At 35.5% G+C, this 16,821-nt stretch carries 10 protein-coding genes; 2 read left to right on the plus strand and 8 right to left on the minus strand.

Annotated features, from left to right (window positions below):
- The 3 genes from BUE24_RS04325 to BUE24_RS04335 form a co-directional block, all read right to left on the minus strand.
- Positions 1-1,962 (minus strand): AIM24 family protein, encoded by a 1,962-nt coding sequence (locus BUE24_RS04325; protein ID WP_073314230.1) that lies wholly within the window; start codon positions 1,960-1,962, stop codon positions 1-3.
- Between the two features lie 109 nt (positions 1,963-2,071).
- A complete protein-coding gene (locus BUE24_RS04330; protein WP_073314231.1) occupies positions 2,072-3,544 on the minus strand; it encodes an SMODS domain-containing nucleotidyltransferase in 1,473 nt (490 codons plus the stop codon).
- A 671-nt stretch (positions 3,545-4,215) separates the two neighbouring features.
- Positions 4,216-6,795, minus strand: coding sequence for an endonuclease (locus BUE24_RS04335; protein WP_084549390.1), 2,580 nt, complete (start codon positions 6,793-6,795; stop codon positions 4,216-4,218).
- Between the two features lie 510 nt (positions 6,796-7,305).
- Between BUE24_RS04335 and BUE24_RS04340 the strand changes: the two genes are divergently transcribed.
- On the plus strand, positions 7,306-7,497 hold the full coding sequence (locus tag BUE24_RS04340) for a hypothetical protein (RefSeq protein ID WP_073314235.1): 192 nt from the start codon (positions 7,306-7,308) through the stop codon (positions 7,495-7,497).
- Positions 7,498-7,662: 165 nt separating this feature from the next.
- On the opposite strand, the gene BUE24_RS04345 is transcribed toward BUE24_RS04340, so the two are convergent.
- The 5 genes from BUE24_RS04345 to BUE24_RS04365 form a co-directional block, all read right to left on the minus strand.
- Entirely contained in the window at positions 7,663-8,850 is a 1,188-nt protein-coding gene (locus BUE24_RS04345) for an acetate/propionate family kinase (RefSeq protein ID WP_073314237.1), read from the minus strand.
- Positions 8,851-8,860: 10 nt separating this feature from the next.
- On the minus strand, positions 8,861-10,954 hold the full coding sequence (gene pta, locus BUE24_RS04350; RefSeq protein ID WP_073314239.1) for a phosphate acetyltransferase: 2,094 nt from the start codon (positions 10,952-10,954) through the stop codon (positions 8,861-8,863).
- A gap of 178 nt (positions 10,955-11,132) precedes the next feature.
- Entirely contained in the window at positions 11,133-12,233 is a 1,101-nt protein-coding gene (locus tag BUE24_RS04355; protein WP_073314241.1) for a DUF2911 domain-containing protein, read from the minus strand.
- Between the two features lie 128 nt (positions 12,234-12,361).
- Positions 12,362-13,591: a peroxiredoxin family protein gene (locus BUE24_RS04360; RefSeq protein WP_073314243.1), complete on the minus strand. Its 1,230-nt coding sequence runs from the start codon at positions 13,589-13,591 to the stop codon at positions 12,362-12,364.
- A gap of 152 nt (positions 13,592-13,743) precedes the next feature.
- On the minus strand, positions 13,744-14,043 hold the full coding sequence (locus tag BUE24_RS04365) for a hypothetical protein (RefSeq protein WP_073314245.1): 300 nt from the start codon (positions 14,041-14,043) through the stop codon (positions 13,744-13,746).
- Positions 14,044-14,256: 213 nt separating this feature from the next.
- On the opposite strand from BUE24_RS04365, the gene pheT reads away from it, so the two are divergent.
- Positions 14,257-16,683 carry a phenylalanine--tRNA ligase subunit beta gene (gene pheT / locus BUE24_RS04370; protein ID WP_073314247.1) on the plus strand — a complete coding sequence of 809 codons (2,427 nt, stop codon included), beginning with the start codon at positions 14,257-14,259 and terminating at the stop codon, positions 16,681-16,683.
- The last annotated feature ends 138 nt before the right edge of the window (positions 16,684-16,821 follow it).

Below are 16,821 nucleotides of genomic sequence, written 5' to 3' on the forward strand. Positions count from 1 at the left end.
CTACACGGGTAGTATAAAATTCTTTATAAAACGAACGATTCCATTTTTTGAGGGGCCTTTTACATCGGCATCGATAAGAATGAGATCGTTCTCTTTCTTTTTAAGATAAATCCCACTCATAAATACATCGACCAGATTTAATTCTGATTCTACATTAAAACGTGTATTTTTCTGCCAAGCCATTATCCTACTAGTAGCCACACTTGCATTGGCTGTAACATGATCTGCGGTGATCGGTTCTCCTTTGGTCAATAAAATTAGTTTCCCTGGTCCCTTGGCCGTAGTAAATATAATACGCCCAAAAAGCAATGAGGTTAAGCGTAAACTTACTAGAGCAGAGATCGTAATCCCTTCACTCATTCCCACAAAATTTTTGAAATGAAACACCACTTCTTCCCCTTCTCGTATATCCCACTCTACAAACTCATGACTTCCCATAGCTTTAAAATAGACTTCTTCTGGCCTGGATTTTAGAATGACCTTGTTCATAGCATAGTTTCGAGTTAAAATTCTGCCTATAATCGCTGATTTCCATTGAGGAATAGAAAATTTAGGAGCCCTACCACTAGGTTCAAAAGATCGGGATAAATAGTAGTCTTCATTTACTGTTTTTGGGTCTAAATGAAATTCGTTACCATGTTTTATCAACTTTCCTTTAGACTCAATATCATTAGATTCTAACAATGTAACATAGTTTTCATCATCCGAAGAGAATGCAACTCTCGAAAACACATACATAAAACTCTTTAGGATTAAAAAGCCAAAAGCAATATCCAAAAGTAGATTGATAAAAATAATCATGTCAAAACTAGATTGCACCGTAAATTTCATGTACCCAATCGCTCCATCTATCTCTTGGTTGATTGCTGCATTAATCTGTTCTGTAGATTGCTTGACTTCTTCTTCTGTACTATTTGCAGAGTTTCGTACCATTTCGGTGAGTCCCGATAGCATCAATCTGCGTTGTTCTGAATAGGTATCTCGTACTGTTTCTTTTGCACTGTTCTTTGCCTGACAAGGAAAATTGAGTTTCCCCCAAAACCCACAATCTTCATCTTTAAAGAAAGGAGCTATATCCGTAAGTTTTGGTTTAAAAACTCCCTTATATACGTCCCCAACTTCTTCATCCAGTTTTTCGGTTTTATTTTTGACAATGGTATACATTTTGCCTGTTCCATTCTCCACAGCTTCCTTCATACATATCATTTCTGCTTCCAAGGAATACTCTAAATCTTTTTCAAATTGATCCCGTTTGTACTTTCTACTTTGATCTGTAGATTCCATAAAAGTGTGATCATAAATTTGATCGATTGCAGCTTTATTTGCTTTTGAACTGATAATTGCCCCGGGAATAATAAAAATCAATAAAGGAGACCAATACAGAAATGATTTCGCCATAAGAAACAAGGTACGTTTCATTCCTGTTTCCTTAAAAATCGAGATGTTCTGTTTCAAAGCCAGGTATAAGAAGCGAACAAGAATTGTATACGTAAGAAAAAGTATAAGGTGCTGGATATCCAGTAATATCCAAATGACAATCAAAATCAATACAAATGGTAATGATCGTAGTTTTCCTTCTTTAATGAAGTATAAAAAGGCAATTTTATAGCAGGCAAAATGAAGAATCCCTATCAACGCTTCATACTGTTCCAAAGAGACATTTTCAGAAGTACCTATCAAATGTACATATCCCGCAAAAAAAGCCGGTAACAAACCCAAAATTCGGGAATAACTTTTACCATGCATTACCAATAACAATGCTATAGGAATAAGATATAAAGGTATCGAATACAACAACCGGAACTCTTCATGAACATGAAACTTGGTTATCGAAAACCCAAAAACAGCAAAAAGAGAAAAGTCTTCTATTGCCGGCAGAATGCCCAATAAAACAATAAATAAAAAGAGACCTTTTGGTCCATCGCTATACAGTCGTTGTTTAAGACGTGTGAAATCAATCATCCCCAAAGATAAAGTTGGTTATTTCCTTACAAGATAGGCAATTACCAATAAATCAAAATACATCAATAAAATTTAAAGATGATAAGGGGAAAAAGAATAATCCAAGTGATTAGTTTTGATAATTTAAAATGGGCTGGATATACCCTTCTTTTTGGAATTGATGTGTGCTCCAGGAAGGAACAAAATATCCAGATACATCGGCATTGGTAGTATAGTTTCTAAGGAAAGCTTTTTCTCGTAATCTATGAATTGCTTCTATATACTTTTTACTACTGCTCGTTGGAGTTACAATGCACAAAGATCGTAGCTTCGAGATAATTTTCTGTTTCTTGTCTTTGATAATAGCCACATCAATATCCTGATCATTAAAATCTCGAATCAACTCCTGTAGTTGTTGTTGTATGGTACTGGTAAACGAAGCAGATACTTTGTGCCTCAAAATGGTAGTAATATGATTTGTTTTTCTGTAAGCGAGGGTAATAATAAACACTGTAGTTGCCAACATAAACAACATAAAACCAATATTGAAATTCTCAAATAACTCCAAAGCTACCAGAGCCCCTGGTATCATTACCCCAGATAATATTTGAGCTACTATGACTATAAGTCGTTGTCTTTCTAATTTTTTAATCCACGCCTTTTGCGCCTTATTAACCTGTAAAACGTTGTTTTTCAATTCTTTAAGCTGTCTATTTACAGCAACGGTATCTGGAAAATCGTTCCCGAAAATCTCCTTCCATTTTTGCGCTGCCAACCAAGGTTCATTTCCTCTTGAAAAAATGATTGCGCTTTCTGCTTTATGATATGCCATGATTGCCTTGTATCTGAAATTTAATGCATTTGGAATCACAAGAAATCCACCGATATGATTCCATTCCTTTTTGAATGTCCTTTGATTAGTAAGAAATTCGAAGAAATCCTTACACATAATATCATAATAAGAATACGACTCTTTCTTATAGGACCAGGAATTCAAAAAGTTACAAACCAAAGTGTCTATTAGCGCATCTTCAATCGGAATTTCACAATGCCATTTCCATGCTTTTGCCATTTTACACAACTGCGTAAAATTATGATAAACCTCTTCATCTTCAATCTTTATGATTTCTTCCTCTTTTCGGAAATTCTTTTCCTTCCAACTCCCTCCTTTGCATAAATCTGCATAAAGATGATGGGTATTATCTTTATAAAACACTGGAGCAATAAAAAAGTACATCCCGTCAAAAAAACGAACTCTAATGCCAAAATCTCCATTCTCTATTGTTGTATTAGGATATACAGCTGCAATAGATTTACGAACAGATTCCAAAAACTTAAATTGTGCTTTGCCCTTCGCATTAGTGTATTTAGAAAGCAATTGAGATGGCATTTCAAATATCATTTCTACCGTATCGATGTTTCCACTTGCCGTTCCTCTGCCGTAACTACCGACGTAGATACCACCATCGTCGGTATTTAAATCCCAAAAGTCATTATTCAATTTTTTACAGATAGCGTTATAACGGAGTGTAATGATCGATTTTTTCTTTTCAGAAACTTGTAAACGATCACAAAACACATTAAAATTAGTAGATATGTTCATTCTTCAATTATATTTCCAATTACACAAAAATTGTTATTCATTTGATCAGCATTACAATTAGATCAATGAATTATACCAAACGGCATATACATTAAGTATACGTAACTAAAAACCTGGACTGACTTGTAAGAAAATTAGGCTTTGGGGAAGGCCTTACGAGATACTTAGAAATGAGAATAGATCATTGGGGGATGATCCAACCAAGACTCAGTAAAAATAATTCTTATTCATAGCTTTCTTTTAAGTAGGTTTTATACGAACAAAGATCAAATATTGATCTATTCTAAATTTACGATTTAAAAGAAAACTCTAGACGTGGTTTTTCCGCAAAATATTTAAGCCGAATGAATAAAACCTTTCAAAACCCGCGAAAAAACTGACAATTTGATAGGAAAAAAACTACAAGACAACTCGAAAAAATTCTAAAAACCTACATATTACTTCTAGAAAAGTGTATTTCATCGTAATATACTAGTAAATAAATACAAAAAACTAATTATTAAAATAGTATAAAGCGCATGTTCTGCCTCTTAAAAAGTCAGATTGCAAGATATTACCTACATTTTTTTATCAAAAAAAGGATATCTTTTCTTTCCAGGAAAACCACAAAAAAACACCTTTACAAAATGCAAAGGCGTTTTTTAATATTATTATGATAATTGTTCTCGTATCTACTTCACGATCACTTTTCTGGAAATTGTTCGATTTCCATCATTAACGTTGACCAGATATAAACCAGGTGCTACCCCATCTAGATGTACCTTATTATCGGTTACCTTTCCTTTTTTTATGATTTTTCCTTGAACAGTAACCAAAGTGAAAGTAGCCTCTCTTTGATCTGCAACCTTAATCTGCATAAAATTGGATGTAGGATTAGGTGTTACTTTTGCAGCGAATACTTTTCCTTCTTCCTGCAAAACACCATCAGTTTTTACAACTTCCGAAGCACGAGTCGAGGACGTTCCTATATTTACTGTATAATCCTCTACTTCTCCGTAACCAAAAGTCTCGCATGGTGTTGGTGCACCATTCCATTTCATCGCAACTCTCATTCTTGTGGTACCTGCTAGTGCAGAAGAAGGAACTATGAATGTATAGGATAAGTTTCCTGAGTTAGAAGTTGATCCAGTAACCACTTTCTCTGAAGAGTCGAAAGAACCATTCTTATTAAAATCAATCCATACACCCCAATGTTCTGTATACGACGCACTTCTGAATCCAATACTTAATACGATCGTATTCGAACCGTAAGGTAGGTTTCCTGTCTGACTGGTAAAGTCTCCATATCCACCATTTCCGGCCGTCGTATTGGCAATACCGCCAATCCCAACAAAATCAATAAACTCATAATTTACATTATTTCCTCTTGAGGCGCAGTACACCAACACTTCACCAATAGTGGTAGCGTTGATCGATGCACTATTTGAAGCATTATTGGCAGCATCGTAAGCAATTACTTCAAAAGTATAAGTTGTAGAAGCCGACAATCCTGAAACAGAAAAATTAGTTGAAGCAGTGGTTCCTAGCACTATTCCGTTTTGGATCACTTCATATTGAGTAACGTCAACATTGTCGGTAGAAGCATTCCAGCTTAGATCTAAAGTAGTTTGAGTAATATTGCTCGCACTAACTCCTGTTGGAGTTGTTGGAGCCTGGGTATCTGGACCAGAACCTCCTCCTCCATTAAAATTATGGTTTCCCAAATCATCAAAGGTATTCTGCGAAAAAGAATCCCATTCTGATACCGTATATGACGCAGAAGGAGAAGAAATATTCGATTTTCTTCTCAAAGTAGTGTCTTTAGCAAAATTCGAAGAACCTCCATTAAATGTACCTACAATATCAATCAGGGTTCCGTTTTTGAATAATCCAACAGGGTCATTTCCGTTAAACGTCATGCTAGAATCTCCTGTAGTAAGATCTGCAACATTTAATACTGTCGTACTTGCCGAGCTATTAGCCACTACAAACACATCGTTATTAGCAAGAGTTCCTGATAGTGCAACTCCCGAAGACCAAGAACCAGAACCATTGGTTTGTCTTCTTAGTTCGTATCCAGATAGATTTACTGATGAACCAGTATAATTGGCTATTTCTATAGCTTTATTATTCGAAGAACCTTCTACATATTCCGAAATAAAAAGTTCTGTAGCGCTTCCTCCTCCTGAGGAATTATCTTCGGTAGTAACATTAACTGTATTGCTATTACCAGAGATATTGCCTGCAGCATCTTTTGCTCTGACAAAGAAAGTGTATGATGTATTTGCAGATAAACCTGTTACTGAATAGTTATTTGACGTTGATGTTCCTAAAATCGTACTATTTCTATATACATCGTATCCCGTTACCCCTACATTATCAGTTGAAACATTCCAGGATAAATTTACCGAAGTTGTTGTAACACCGCTCGCAACCAAGCTTGTTGGAGTTGAAGGTGCTACGGTATCTTCTCCTCCACCTCCGCTATTCCCAAAACGGTCTTCGGCTTGTGGTCCTCCCCAAATTTGAGTTGCGAATGCCGGATTATCTATAAAAGGATTTCGATTCCCTTGGATATTTTCCAAAATTGGATTTCGTTGTAATTCTAATTGAGAAACTGGATCTTCGGCATTCCATTCCAAGAATAACTGAAGCATATTTGCATCACTGCTCGCCGCAGTTCCTACTCCTACATTGGTTGGTAAACAACGACTGCCATATCTGATATACATATACATCATCATTCTAGCTACATCTCCTTTCCATTCATCCCCAGGGTACCAATGTCCTTGCGCAGTTGCTCCAGAGTTACCACTACCATCTGCAAATTTTCTATTTCCTCTGGATGAGTTTCGTTGAACATCTGCTGGTCTAAGATGATGCGCATCCGATCCTGGTCCTTCGCTTCCTAAATTAGGTTGACCCAAAGATCTTGGGTATACGTGTTCCCTATTCCAATCGGTAGATCCTCCTCCGTTATTATTTACTCCTCTGGTTCTATCTGTAGTAGAGTTTCCATCGGTATCATTATAACCATAAATTAAAAATACTCTAGATGCATCATTAGGATCTAAGTCTGTTTGCTGCAAAGCATTCCACACACCAGGAGTATAGCTCAAAAAGTTGGTATGTGTATTAGTTACTTTTGCAGCTAGTTCATTTTGTAAAGCTGTGCCCGATAAAGTAAGATTTACATCATTATAGTATGATGGTACTTGGCCAGTTGCAATTGTGCAAATCGCCAACATTACCCAAAGTAATGTCTTTTTCATTGTGTTGAGAGTTAGTTTGTTAATCAATGCCGAAACTAAAATTATTTTGTTTAATCTGCTATTGATGTATGTTACCAAATCATTATGTAGTGTGTTGACAACCTGTATTTTACGCCTCTAAAATAACTTAAGACTCTAAATGTCAACAATTTACACTTTCAGCTTCTTGTTAATAAGTTATTTCTCACAATAGCTATAAGAAATTTACTTCAAACAGGATAATTGATACAAAAACCGCAAAAAGAATGTGGATTTGGAATATTTGATTTTCCTGTATTTAGTATACCTTTATTATGAATATTGATTATGAACACATCTGTAATTTTAGAATTAAACCAAGTTATACTTTTTGACTTAAATAGTTGAAAGATAATCATATCAGATCATACTCAATAAAACCTAATGACAGGCAAGCTTTAATCAGTTTGTCTGTCTTTCCCAAATAGCTACACTGTCCTGTAAGTTCTTTTACAATTTTAATCAATAGACTAACTCTTAAATATTTAAACCATGAAAAAAATTCTAAACCTTAAGGATGTACAAGTATTAAACAAAAAAGATCAGCAAGAAATTAATGGATCGTTTGGAGTACTAAGACCATACTGTAATGGTCCAAAAAGATGTTGTATCACCACTCCAAACGGCGCTGTTTTTTGTGACTACGGTTATTGTCAATCCAATGGAAGTTGCGTTTGGGCATAGGTTTCTGTATCCACTTCTTGCCAATGTATTTATTGCATGAAACACTAATTTCGAAATTCATGCTGGTAACAGATTGAAAGCTTACAAAATTGATAATAAATTTTGATCCGTAAGTAAAGAATGACGACAACCATCGTCATTCTTTTGTTTTATATAGGTCTGTTACTATTGTGAAAGTAGTTCAAATGACTGTTTAGCGATTTCTAATTCCTCATTAGTAGGTACTACCAGAATTTTCACTTTAGAAGTTGATTCCGAAATATCTCTTGCCATTTTGGACCGTTCTTTATTCTTCTCCTTATCCAAATGGATTCCTAAAAAGCCCATGTCTTCGCAAACCAGAGCTCTTACAGTATCGGAGTTTTCACCAATCCCTGCTGTAAATACGATAGCATCTAGTCCATTCATACTAGCGGCGTAAGCCCCTATAAATTTTTTAATTCGATAAGCACTCATCTTCAGTGCTAATCTACATGCTACATTTCCTTTTTCTGCTTCAGATTCAATATCTCTAAGATCGCTATATCCGGTTAATCCAAGCATGCCACTTTCTTTCTGTAGAAGTGCATTTACTTCATCCAAAGAATATCCTAACGCATTTACCATATGAAAAATAACTGCTGGATCGATATCCCCCGAACGAGTACCCATAATCAATCCATTCATTGGTGCAAACCCTAGTGTATGGTCAATACTTTTGCCATTTTCTATGGCAGTCATACTACATCCGTTCCCCAAGTGGATACTAATAATTTTGGATTCTTCTTGCCCTAAAAAATCAATTGCTTTTTCAGACACATATTTGTGACTGGTCCCATGAAACCCATATAATCTGATGTTATGCTCTTCCAAAAATGAATTAGGAATTGCATATTTATAGGCTTCTACTGGAATCGTTTGATGATAGGCGGTATCAAAAACTGCAATTTGTTTAGCAGAATGGAATATTTCTTCTGCCACCAAAATCCCTTGTAAATTTGCAGGATTATGCAAAGGAGCCAAAGTTGCCAACTTCTCAATCTTATTTTTTACTTCTTCAGTAATCGCTACTGTTTGAGTAAACGTACTTCCGCCATGTACGACCCTATGTCCAACAGCATTGATTTCTGAAGCAGATTTCAGCACACCTACTTTTGGGTCCATCAAATAATTGGCAACCAACTGTAGTCCTTCTTTATGATCTTTGATGTCTAGAACGTTTTCTATTTTATCGGCATCTGTCTTATAGCTTATTTTAGAATTCTGTAATCCTATTCGCTCTACCAATCCAGAACAAATTACTTTGGCTTCTGGCATATGAAACAATTGAAATTTGATAGAAGAACTTCCTGAATTGAGTACTAATATTTGCATGATTTTCTTTTTATAGTCCTTGTGCCTGAATAGCTGTTATGATAACTGTGTTGTATACATCATCTACCGTACAACCTCTACTTAAATCATTTACTGGTTTATTTAAGCCTTGCAACATTGGTCCAATAGCTAACGCTCCTGTTTCTCTTTGTACCGCTTTATATGTATTGTTTCCTGTATTTAAGTCAGGAAAAATTAATACGCTGGCTTGTCCCGCCACTTCTGAGTTTGGTAGTTTACTTTGCCCCACTCTCATATCTACAGCAGCATCATACTGAATTGGCCCTTCTATCTTAAGATCAGGCTTTCTTTCTTTAACGATAGCTGTAGCCGCTCTAACTGTTTCCACATCCTCACCTTTTCCAGAAGTTCCGGAAGAATACGACAACATGGCTACTTTGGGTTCAATTCCAAATGCAGCTGCAGATTCTGAAGAAGATATTGCAATCTCTGCCAATTGTTCTGCATTCGGGTTTGGATTAATCGCACAATCTCCAAATACAGATACTCTGTCTTCCAAACACATAAAAAACACAGATGACACTACCTTTACCCCTGGTCTTGTTTTAATGAACTGCAATGCAGGACGTATAGTGTGTTGGGTAGTATGCACTGCTCCAGAAACCATTCCGTCTGCATGGCCTTTATAAATCATCATTGTTCCAAAATAAGAAACGTCTGCCATCATATCCCTGGCCATATCCAGATTCACATTTTTATGTTTTCTCAATTCATAAAATGTCTGTACATAGTCCTCGTAATGAGGTGATTCTGTAGGGAAGACAACATTTACCTTATCAAAATCAATTGGAATATCAAGTTTGGTCGCTTTAGCTCTTAGTTTCTTTTCGTTACCGATCAAAGTGATATCTACAACATCTGAAGCTAATAACCTTGATGTAGCCCTAAGGATTCTTTCATCCGAGCCTTCTGGAAGAACAATGTGTTTTTTATGTTCTAAAGCACGTTTCAAAAGGTTGTATTGAAACATTCTCGGGGTTAAACCTTCAGATTTAAACGTAACTAGTTTTTCTGCCAAACGGTCTTCATTCACGTACTTTTCGAATGTACTGATTGAAGTGTTTATTTTCTGTAAGTTATCCAAATAAATTCTGGATCTAATCGCTCCTATTTTATTAGTAATCGAGAAGGTACCGCTGGGCACCGATACAATCGGGAAGGATATCGAAACTCCTTCTATAAGGTCTAAAATAGGTTTTTCAGGAACAATCCCTCCGGTAAGAATAATACCCGATATTTTTGGATAATTATCCGAGATATTCGCTTGTAACACTCCCAGTATGATATCGGCACGATCACCCGGCGTAATCACCAAGCTATTGTCTTTAATATGTGTTAGATAATTACGTAACTGCATCGCTCCCACTCCATAATTACCAGCTTGATTATTTAGGTATTCCTTACCAAACAAAACAGTTCCCTCCAGTTCATTTACAATTTCTTTTACTGTAGGATTAATAAGGGCATCTATTTTTGGTATTACTATATTATCTACTCCATTACCAAAACTCTTGTTGAAGGCAGACGGCAATTCATTTTTACAACCTGGAGTTACTTTGTTGGCTACCATAGCCAACACTTCAACATCTTTGCTATTGAATGTATCAAATGCCAATTTGAGATTACCAACGATTTCTTCATTTTTCTTATCTACACCACTAGCAACAATCACTGCTGGAATCCCAAGGTTTTTGGCGATGATTACATTGATATCGAACTCGATAATACTTCCTTCGTCTGAAAAATCAGTTCCTTCTACCAGAATGAAATCGAATCGTTCTTCGAGATTCTTATACTTTCGGATGATTTCGTCTATAATCTCTCCTGATTTTCCTTTATTGTATTTTTGCAGTACTTCACTTCTTGTAAAAGCGTATGCCTTTTTGAAGTTAATATCTAGTTCGAAGTGAGAAATTACGGTGTTGATATGATTATCTACTTCTCCTTCTTTAGGATCATCAATAATTGGTCTGAAGTACCCTACTCGGGCTACCTTTCCTAATAGCATACGCATCATTCCTAAAACCACAATAGATTTGCCACTATTAGGTTCGATGGTTGCTATATAAACAGCTTTACTCATGGTTATAAATTTGGTTGGTGCAAAGATAGTTCAAACAATAGATCTAACATCTCGTTCTACCTGAATGAACTCATTTATATTTTCCCTTCATAATATTAACAAAAGTAATTTGATATCCATAAAAAAAGGTTTAGAAATACTCTAAACCTTTTACTTTCTAAATAATATGTTGTGTCACCTAGTTGATATCTTCACCTTTTTTCAGCTTTTCTAATTCTCCAGTAAGACGTTGCTTAAATCTATCTGGTGCTTTTGTCATCGAAGTATTGATCGCTTTGATTGCATTTTTAAAGTCTCCCGTTGCTGCGTATCCTTTGGCCAATCCATAATTAGAAGGCCACGCTCCGTTAGAGTTTTTTACATTGTCCTTAAGAATTGCTAAAGCTTTATCCTTTTGACCTTGACCAATAAGTCCGGTTCCCAATCTAAAAACTTCGGTTGCATTACCTAATTTGGCTGCTTTATCAACAAAAGTCATCGCTTCAGCTGTTTTACCTTGCTTTGCCAATATATTAGATTTAAGTGACAGGTTACCAAAAGTTTCCTTACTAAAGAAATTACCGCTAATAGAAGCATTCACCCATTCTAATGCTTTATCTAATTTTCCTGCATTAAACGCATAATTGGCAGCATTATCCCAGTTTGTTTGCGTAAACCCAGGAGAGTTTCTTAGATCGCTTTCGATTCCTTTCATAACAATATCTGCTACATCTACTTCAATCTTAAAAGGAATTTCCTTTTTCTCCCAACGTAATGCAGCTACAGCACTGTTGGCTTCAAATTCTGGGAATGAAAATGTCAGTACTTCGGTATGAGGAACGTCTTTGGTTTGTACATCTACCCGTAAGGCATCATTCTTTTCATCATAAAAATAGCTTCCCCAGGCATTATTATCTTTTGAAAAAATAACGGTTGCTCCACCATCTTCTTTTACCGCAATGTGTAATCCATATTTCCCCGCACTAATGTTTTTACCCTCTACCTTTACATCGTGGGAAAATTCTATGATCGTGTTATTGTTAGCTCCGGCTCTCCAGGGAGCAGCTGTAGAAGTACCAAACCCAAGGTTGTTATATCCATAAGGAACCAATTTTCCCCAGATCTCTCTTTCTTTCACACTCGGTCTACCATAATCGATGGTGATATCTGTAATCCCAACACGTTGAGATACTTTTCCTCTTTGACTGCCTTCTGGTACATTAAGTTGGGCATTCGCTTGTGCACCCATTAACATTAATGCCCCAAACAGACATATAGAAAATTGTTTAAGTGATTTCATGACTGACATTTTTGAAATAAATATTATGATTAAAACTATAGGTTGCCAATTTAAATTGTTAAAACGAATCCAGATGTTACCTAAGTGTTAAACTCCAAATGAAAGTCATAATAGATTGTTAAAGCCTGCTACTCAGAAGCCAGCTCTGTCACAAATCGCTCAAATTCTGCTGTAAACTCTTCATACTTCTTTCCTGTAGCTGGTCCGTTGAATCCAGTATGAATACGTCTAACCTCTCCTTTTTTATCTACAAAAATTGTAGTAGGATAGGACAACACATGATTCAACATTGGTAGTTTTTCTTGTGCCTTTTTCTTATCGGATGTACCGTGCTGAGCTAATAAAATAGGATACGGAACATTTAACTTCTTTTGTAAACGATGTATCGACGCTACCGCTCTTTCCTTTGTTTTTGCATATTCAAAAGCAAGTGCTACAAAAGCGACATCTTTTTCTTTATGCTTATTATAAAAATCTACGTAATACTTAGTCTCGTCCATACAATTAGGACACCAGGTTCCCATGATCTGTACAATTACGGCCTTGTCTTTAAATCGTTCATCGTCTAATGAAACCATAGCACCTTCGGTATCCGGAAAACTAAATTCTAAACCATCATAACCTTCTTTGATAAATGTCAAGCTATCTTCTGAAGGTAATTCATACTCTTCATTTCTTTTGGCTACAAATGGTTCTTTCCAATGATTACCTGAATAGAAATTCCCACTTAGAGTACTATCGGTGACTTTACCAGTAAACAAAAACGCATGTGCTCCATCAAAGGTAGAGAGTTGTAGTTGATCTCCATTTACGACACCTTCTAGATAGCGATAATCTCCCGTAGTAGTTCTAAACGTACCCGAAACTATATTCCCGTTCTGATTAAAAATACCTTTTGCTATATACCGATCTTCTTCGTTATCCTGACTAAAAACCGTTTCCCAATTTCCTGTGATATTTGCAGAAGGAGGAGTAGCAATATCAAATCGATCTTGTTCTCCAAAAGTAGCTTTGAAAGGAACAGTCCGATCCAAACTTTCTTTTATAAAACTTCCAGAGATCGTAAGAGAATCTTCAAATTTGGCAGCAACATACCCTTCAAAAACTGGGAATTTTATCTTTATAGAATCTCCAAAAATTTCTACTTCATCTACATCTATAACTTCTTCTGCATTAAATATTTTTAGCGTTTCATCTTCCATTACCTCAAAAAGAAACGGAAGTTCCTCGTTATCCTGAACAGTAAGAGAAGCTCTCCAAGGTCCTTCTAAAAGATCTATAGGTTGTTTTTTATCCTCTTTCTTACAACTCACTAAAAAAATAGTAAGTAAAGCCCCAGTTATTATTCGTGTTTTCATATTCTTATGATTCTATATTTTAAGTATTGCTCCAGAACACTTGTCATTTATCCAATTGTAAATAAAACTTCTTTTTTCCAAGAATTCAAATAAAAAATGCCCAGAAAAAAATCTTCCAGACATTTTAATTTGTTTACGAGGAGCATTATGTATTAATTATCTCCTGAGTTTCTTCTTTTTTTCGATTCTGAAGACCGTTTTCGTCTTCTATCTTTCTCTGCAATGGCTCTTATACGTCTTGCACGATCTCTTTTTGCTTCCTTTCTAGAAGTTCTTTTTCTCTTAGCGACTGCTTCTTTCATTCCAGCCCCTTCTTCTTTACCAGTCTTTTTCCTAACCTTAGTAGTCGTCTCTTCTTTCTTCTTTCTATCTACCTTTCTTTGAGCAAATCCATCATGACCTGCGAAAAGCAGAAAGCTGAATAGCAATACAATTAGTTTTAATCCTTTCATATTTTAGTATTTAGGGCTTACTAGTTATCAAAAATAAGCATTTACTTTTGATATTTAATATTTTACACTCAATCCAATATGTAAGATCCCTAAAAATTTGTTGAACATCTATAATTCAAGAAACTAAAATTACCTTGTTGATAACCTCACATTCTTGTTTGTTTGCTCTGCTCAATATATTATCTTTACCGACTAAAATCAGAATAATCATCAATGAAAATTTCTTATAACTGGTTAAAACAGTTTATTCATATAGATTGGGACGCAGAGAAAACCGGAGAGTTACTAACCGATTTAGGTCTTGAAGTAGAAGGTATTGACACCTATCAGAGTGTAAAAGGAGGATTAGAAGGCGTAGTAGTAGGCCAGGTTTTGAGTTGTGAAAAACATCCAAATGCGGATAAACTTAAGGTTACAAAAGTAGATTTGGGGAACGGAGAACCAGTTCAAATCGTATGTGGTGCTCCAAATGTAGCCGCAGGTCAAAAAGTTCCTGTTGCAACTATTGGTACAAATCTATATGACGACAAGGGAGAAAAATGGACCATTAAGAAAGGAAAAATTCGTGGAGAAGAAAGCCACGGAATGATTTGTGCCGAAGACGAACTCGGTCTTGGAAACAGTCATGACGGAATTATGGTGTTGGATGCAGATATTTCTGTGGGTACAAAAGCATCTGAAGTTTTTGATATTGAAAATGATCATATTTTTGAAATCGGACTTACTCCAAACCGTGCGGATGCTATGAGTCATTGGGGTACTGCGCGTGATCTTAAAGCTGGACTTTTACAAAAAGACATCAATCTAGAACTTATTACACCTTCGGTTAGCAATTTTACTGTAGAAAATCGATTACATAAAATTGATATTGAAGTAGCTGATGCTGACTTAGCTCCAAGATACTGCGGTGTTACCATTTCGGATATCGAGGTGAAAGAATCTCCGACATGGTTACAACATCGATTGAAAGCCATTGGGATTACCCCAAAAAATAATGTGGTGGATATTACCAATTATGTACTGCATGAACTGGGACAGCCATTACACGCTTTTGATGCACAACATATTGAAGGAAATAAAATCGAAGTAAAAACTTTGCCTGCGGGAACTAAGTTTACTACTCTTGATGAAGTTGAACGAGAACTTCATGAAGAAGACTTGATGATTTGTGATGCCAAAAAACCACTGTGTATTGCAGGTGTTTTTGGAGGAATCAATTCTGGAGTAACCGAAAAAACGACTACCGTATTTCTAGAAAGTGCATATTTTAATCCGGTAAGTGTTAGAAAAACAGCAAAACGACATGGATTAAATACTGATGCTTCATTCAGATTTGAAAGAGGTATCGATCCAAATATTACAGAATATGCTCTAAAAAGAGCCGCTTTGCTTATTAAAGAATTGGCTGGTGGTACGATCTCTAGTGAAATCACCGACTTGTACCCAAAAAAAATTGAAGATTTTCAAGTCTTTTTGTCTTATGAAAATGCAACAAAATTGATTGGAGAAGAGATTCCACAGGATACCATCAAAAGTATTTTGTCTTCTTTGGATATCAAAATCAATAGTGTATCTGAATCAGGTACTGGACTTACCATTCCTGCGTACAGAAATGATGTACAAAGAGAGGCAGATGTGATTGAAGAAATCTTACGAGTATATGGATACAACAATATTGGATTCACTCAAAAGTTAAATGCCTCTATAGCTAACATAGATAAGTTTGCAGATCACACTGTTCAAAACACGATCTCTAATCAATTAATTGGACAAGGGTTTAATGAAATGATGGCCAATTCATTGACCTCTCCAGAATATATTCAACTTAGTGAGCAGCTTAATGAATCACATAATGTTGAAATGCTGAATCCATTAAGTAATGATCTTGCGGTATTACGTCAGTCGATGTTGTATTCAGGATTAGAAGCGGTATCATATAATATCAACAGAAAACGAGCTGACCTTAAGTTCTTTGAGTTTGGTAAGACGTACCACAATTATGATGATTCTCGAGTAGAAAACAAACATTTAAGTCTTATTGTTACTGGAAACAGAACTGTAGAAAGTTGGAAAAACAGTCTGCAACCTACTGATTTCTTTTATTTGAAAGGAGTTATCCTATCGATTTTAGAACGATTAGGATTAACCAGACTCAAAACTACTGCTGTAAAAAATGATCAGTTTGCCGAGGGGATTTCAATCAGCCTTGGAAAAGCAAAATTGGTAGACTTTGGTATCCTAAAAAGATCAGTTTTAAAACATTTCTCCATTTCTCAAGAAGTATTATATGCTGATTTTAATTGGGATAATGTTTTGGAATACGCAAAGCACACTAAAATTAAGTTTAAGGAAATTCCAAAATTCCCAGAAGTAAGAAGAGACTTTGCATTGCTGTTAGACAATACCGTTTCTTTTGAAGAGATTCAAACCATTGCCAAACAAACGGAAAAACAATTACTAAAGGAAATCAATTTGTTTGATGTTTATCAGGGAAAAAACCTTCCTAATGGTAAAAAATCATATGCGGTTAGTTTTATTTTTCAGGATGAGAAAAAAACACTTACGGATAAACAAGTAGATAAAGTAATGAAAAAGCTTCAAGGTAATTTTGAAAACAAACTTGGAGCAGAATTGAGATAAATGTTCTATTTATAAACGCTTTTAAAAGTTCTGATTTAATTTTGAATCAGGACTTTTTTTGTTTATCATATCATTAAATTTACCCTTTAGTCCCTATTATACCTTAAAATGACAGATAGGTGACACCTAAATGTCGTA

This window comes from Aquimarina spongiae, assembly GCF_900141785.1.
Taxonomy (GTDB): domain Bacteria; phylum Bacteroidota; class Bacteroidia; order Flavobacteriales; family Flavobacteriaceae; genus Aquimarina; species Aquimarina spongiae.

Excerpts from the sequence above, each read along its gene's own strand:
- BUE24_RS04325 (WP_073314230.1), bottom strand. The coding sequence starts at position 1,962 with ATGATTGATTTCACACGTCTTAAACAACGACTGTATAGCGATGGACCA.
- BUE24_RS04330 (WP_073314231.1), bottom strand. The coding sequence starts at position 3,544 with ATGAACATATCTACTAATTTTAATGTGTTTTGTGATCGTTTACAAGTT.
- BUE24_RS04335 (WP_084549390.1), bottom strand. The coding sequence starts at position 6,795 with ATGAAAAAGACATTACTTTGGGTAATGTTGGCGATTTGCACAATTGCA.
- BUE24_RS04340 (WP_073314235.1), top strand. The coding sequence starts at position 7,306 with ATGAAAAAAATTCTAAACCTTAAGGATGTACAAGTATTAAACAAAAAA.
- BUE24_RS04345 (WP_073314237.1), bottom strand. The coding sequence starts at position 8,850 with ATGCAAATATTAGTACTCAATTCAGGAAGTTCTTCTATCAAATTTCAA.
- pta (WP_073314239.1), bottom strand. The coding sequence starts at position 10,954 with ATGAGTAAAGCTGTTTATATAGCAACCATCGAACCTAATAGTGGCAAA.
- BUE24_RS04355 (WP_073314241.1), bottom strand. The coding sequence starts at position 12,233 with ATGAAATCACTTAAACAATTTTCTATATGTCTGTTTGGGGCATTAATG.
- BUE24_RS04360 (WP_073314243.1), bottom strand. The coding sequence starts at position 13,591 with ATGAAAACACGAATAATAACTGGGGCTTTACTTACTATTTTTTTAGTG.
- BUE24_RS04365 (WP_073314245.1), bottom strand. The coding sequence starts at position 14,043 with ATGAAAGGATTAAAACTAATTGTATTGCTATTCAGCTTTCTGCTTTTC.
- pheT (WP_073314247.1), top strand. The coding sequence starts at position 14,257 with ATGAAAATTTCTTATAACTGGTTAAAACAGTTTATTCATATAGATTGG.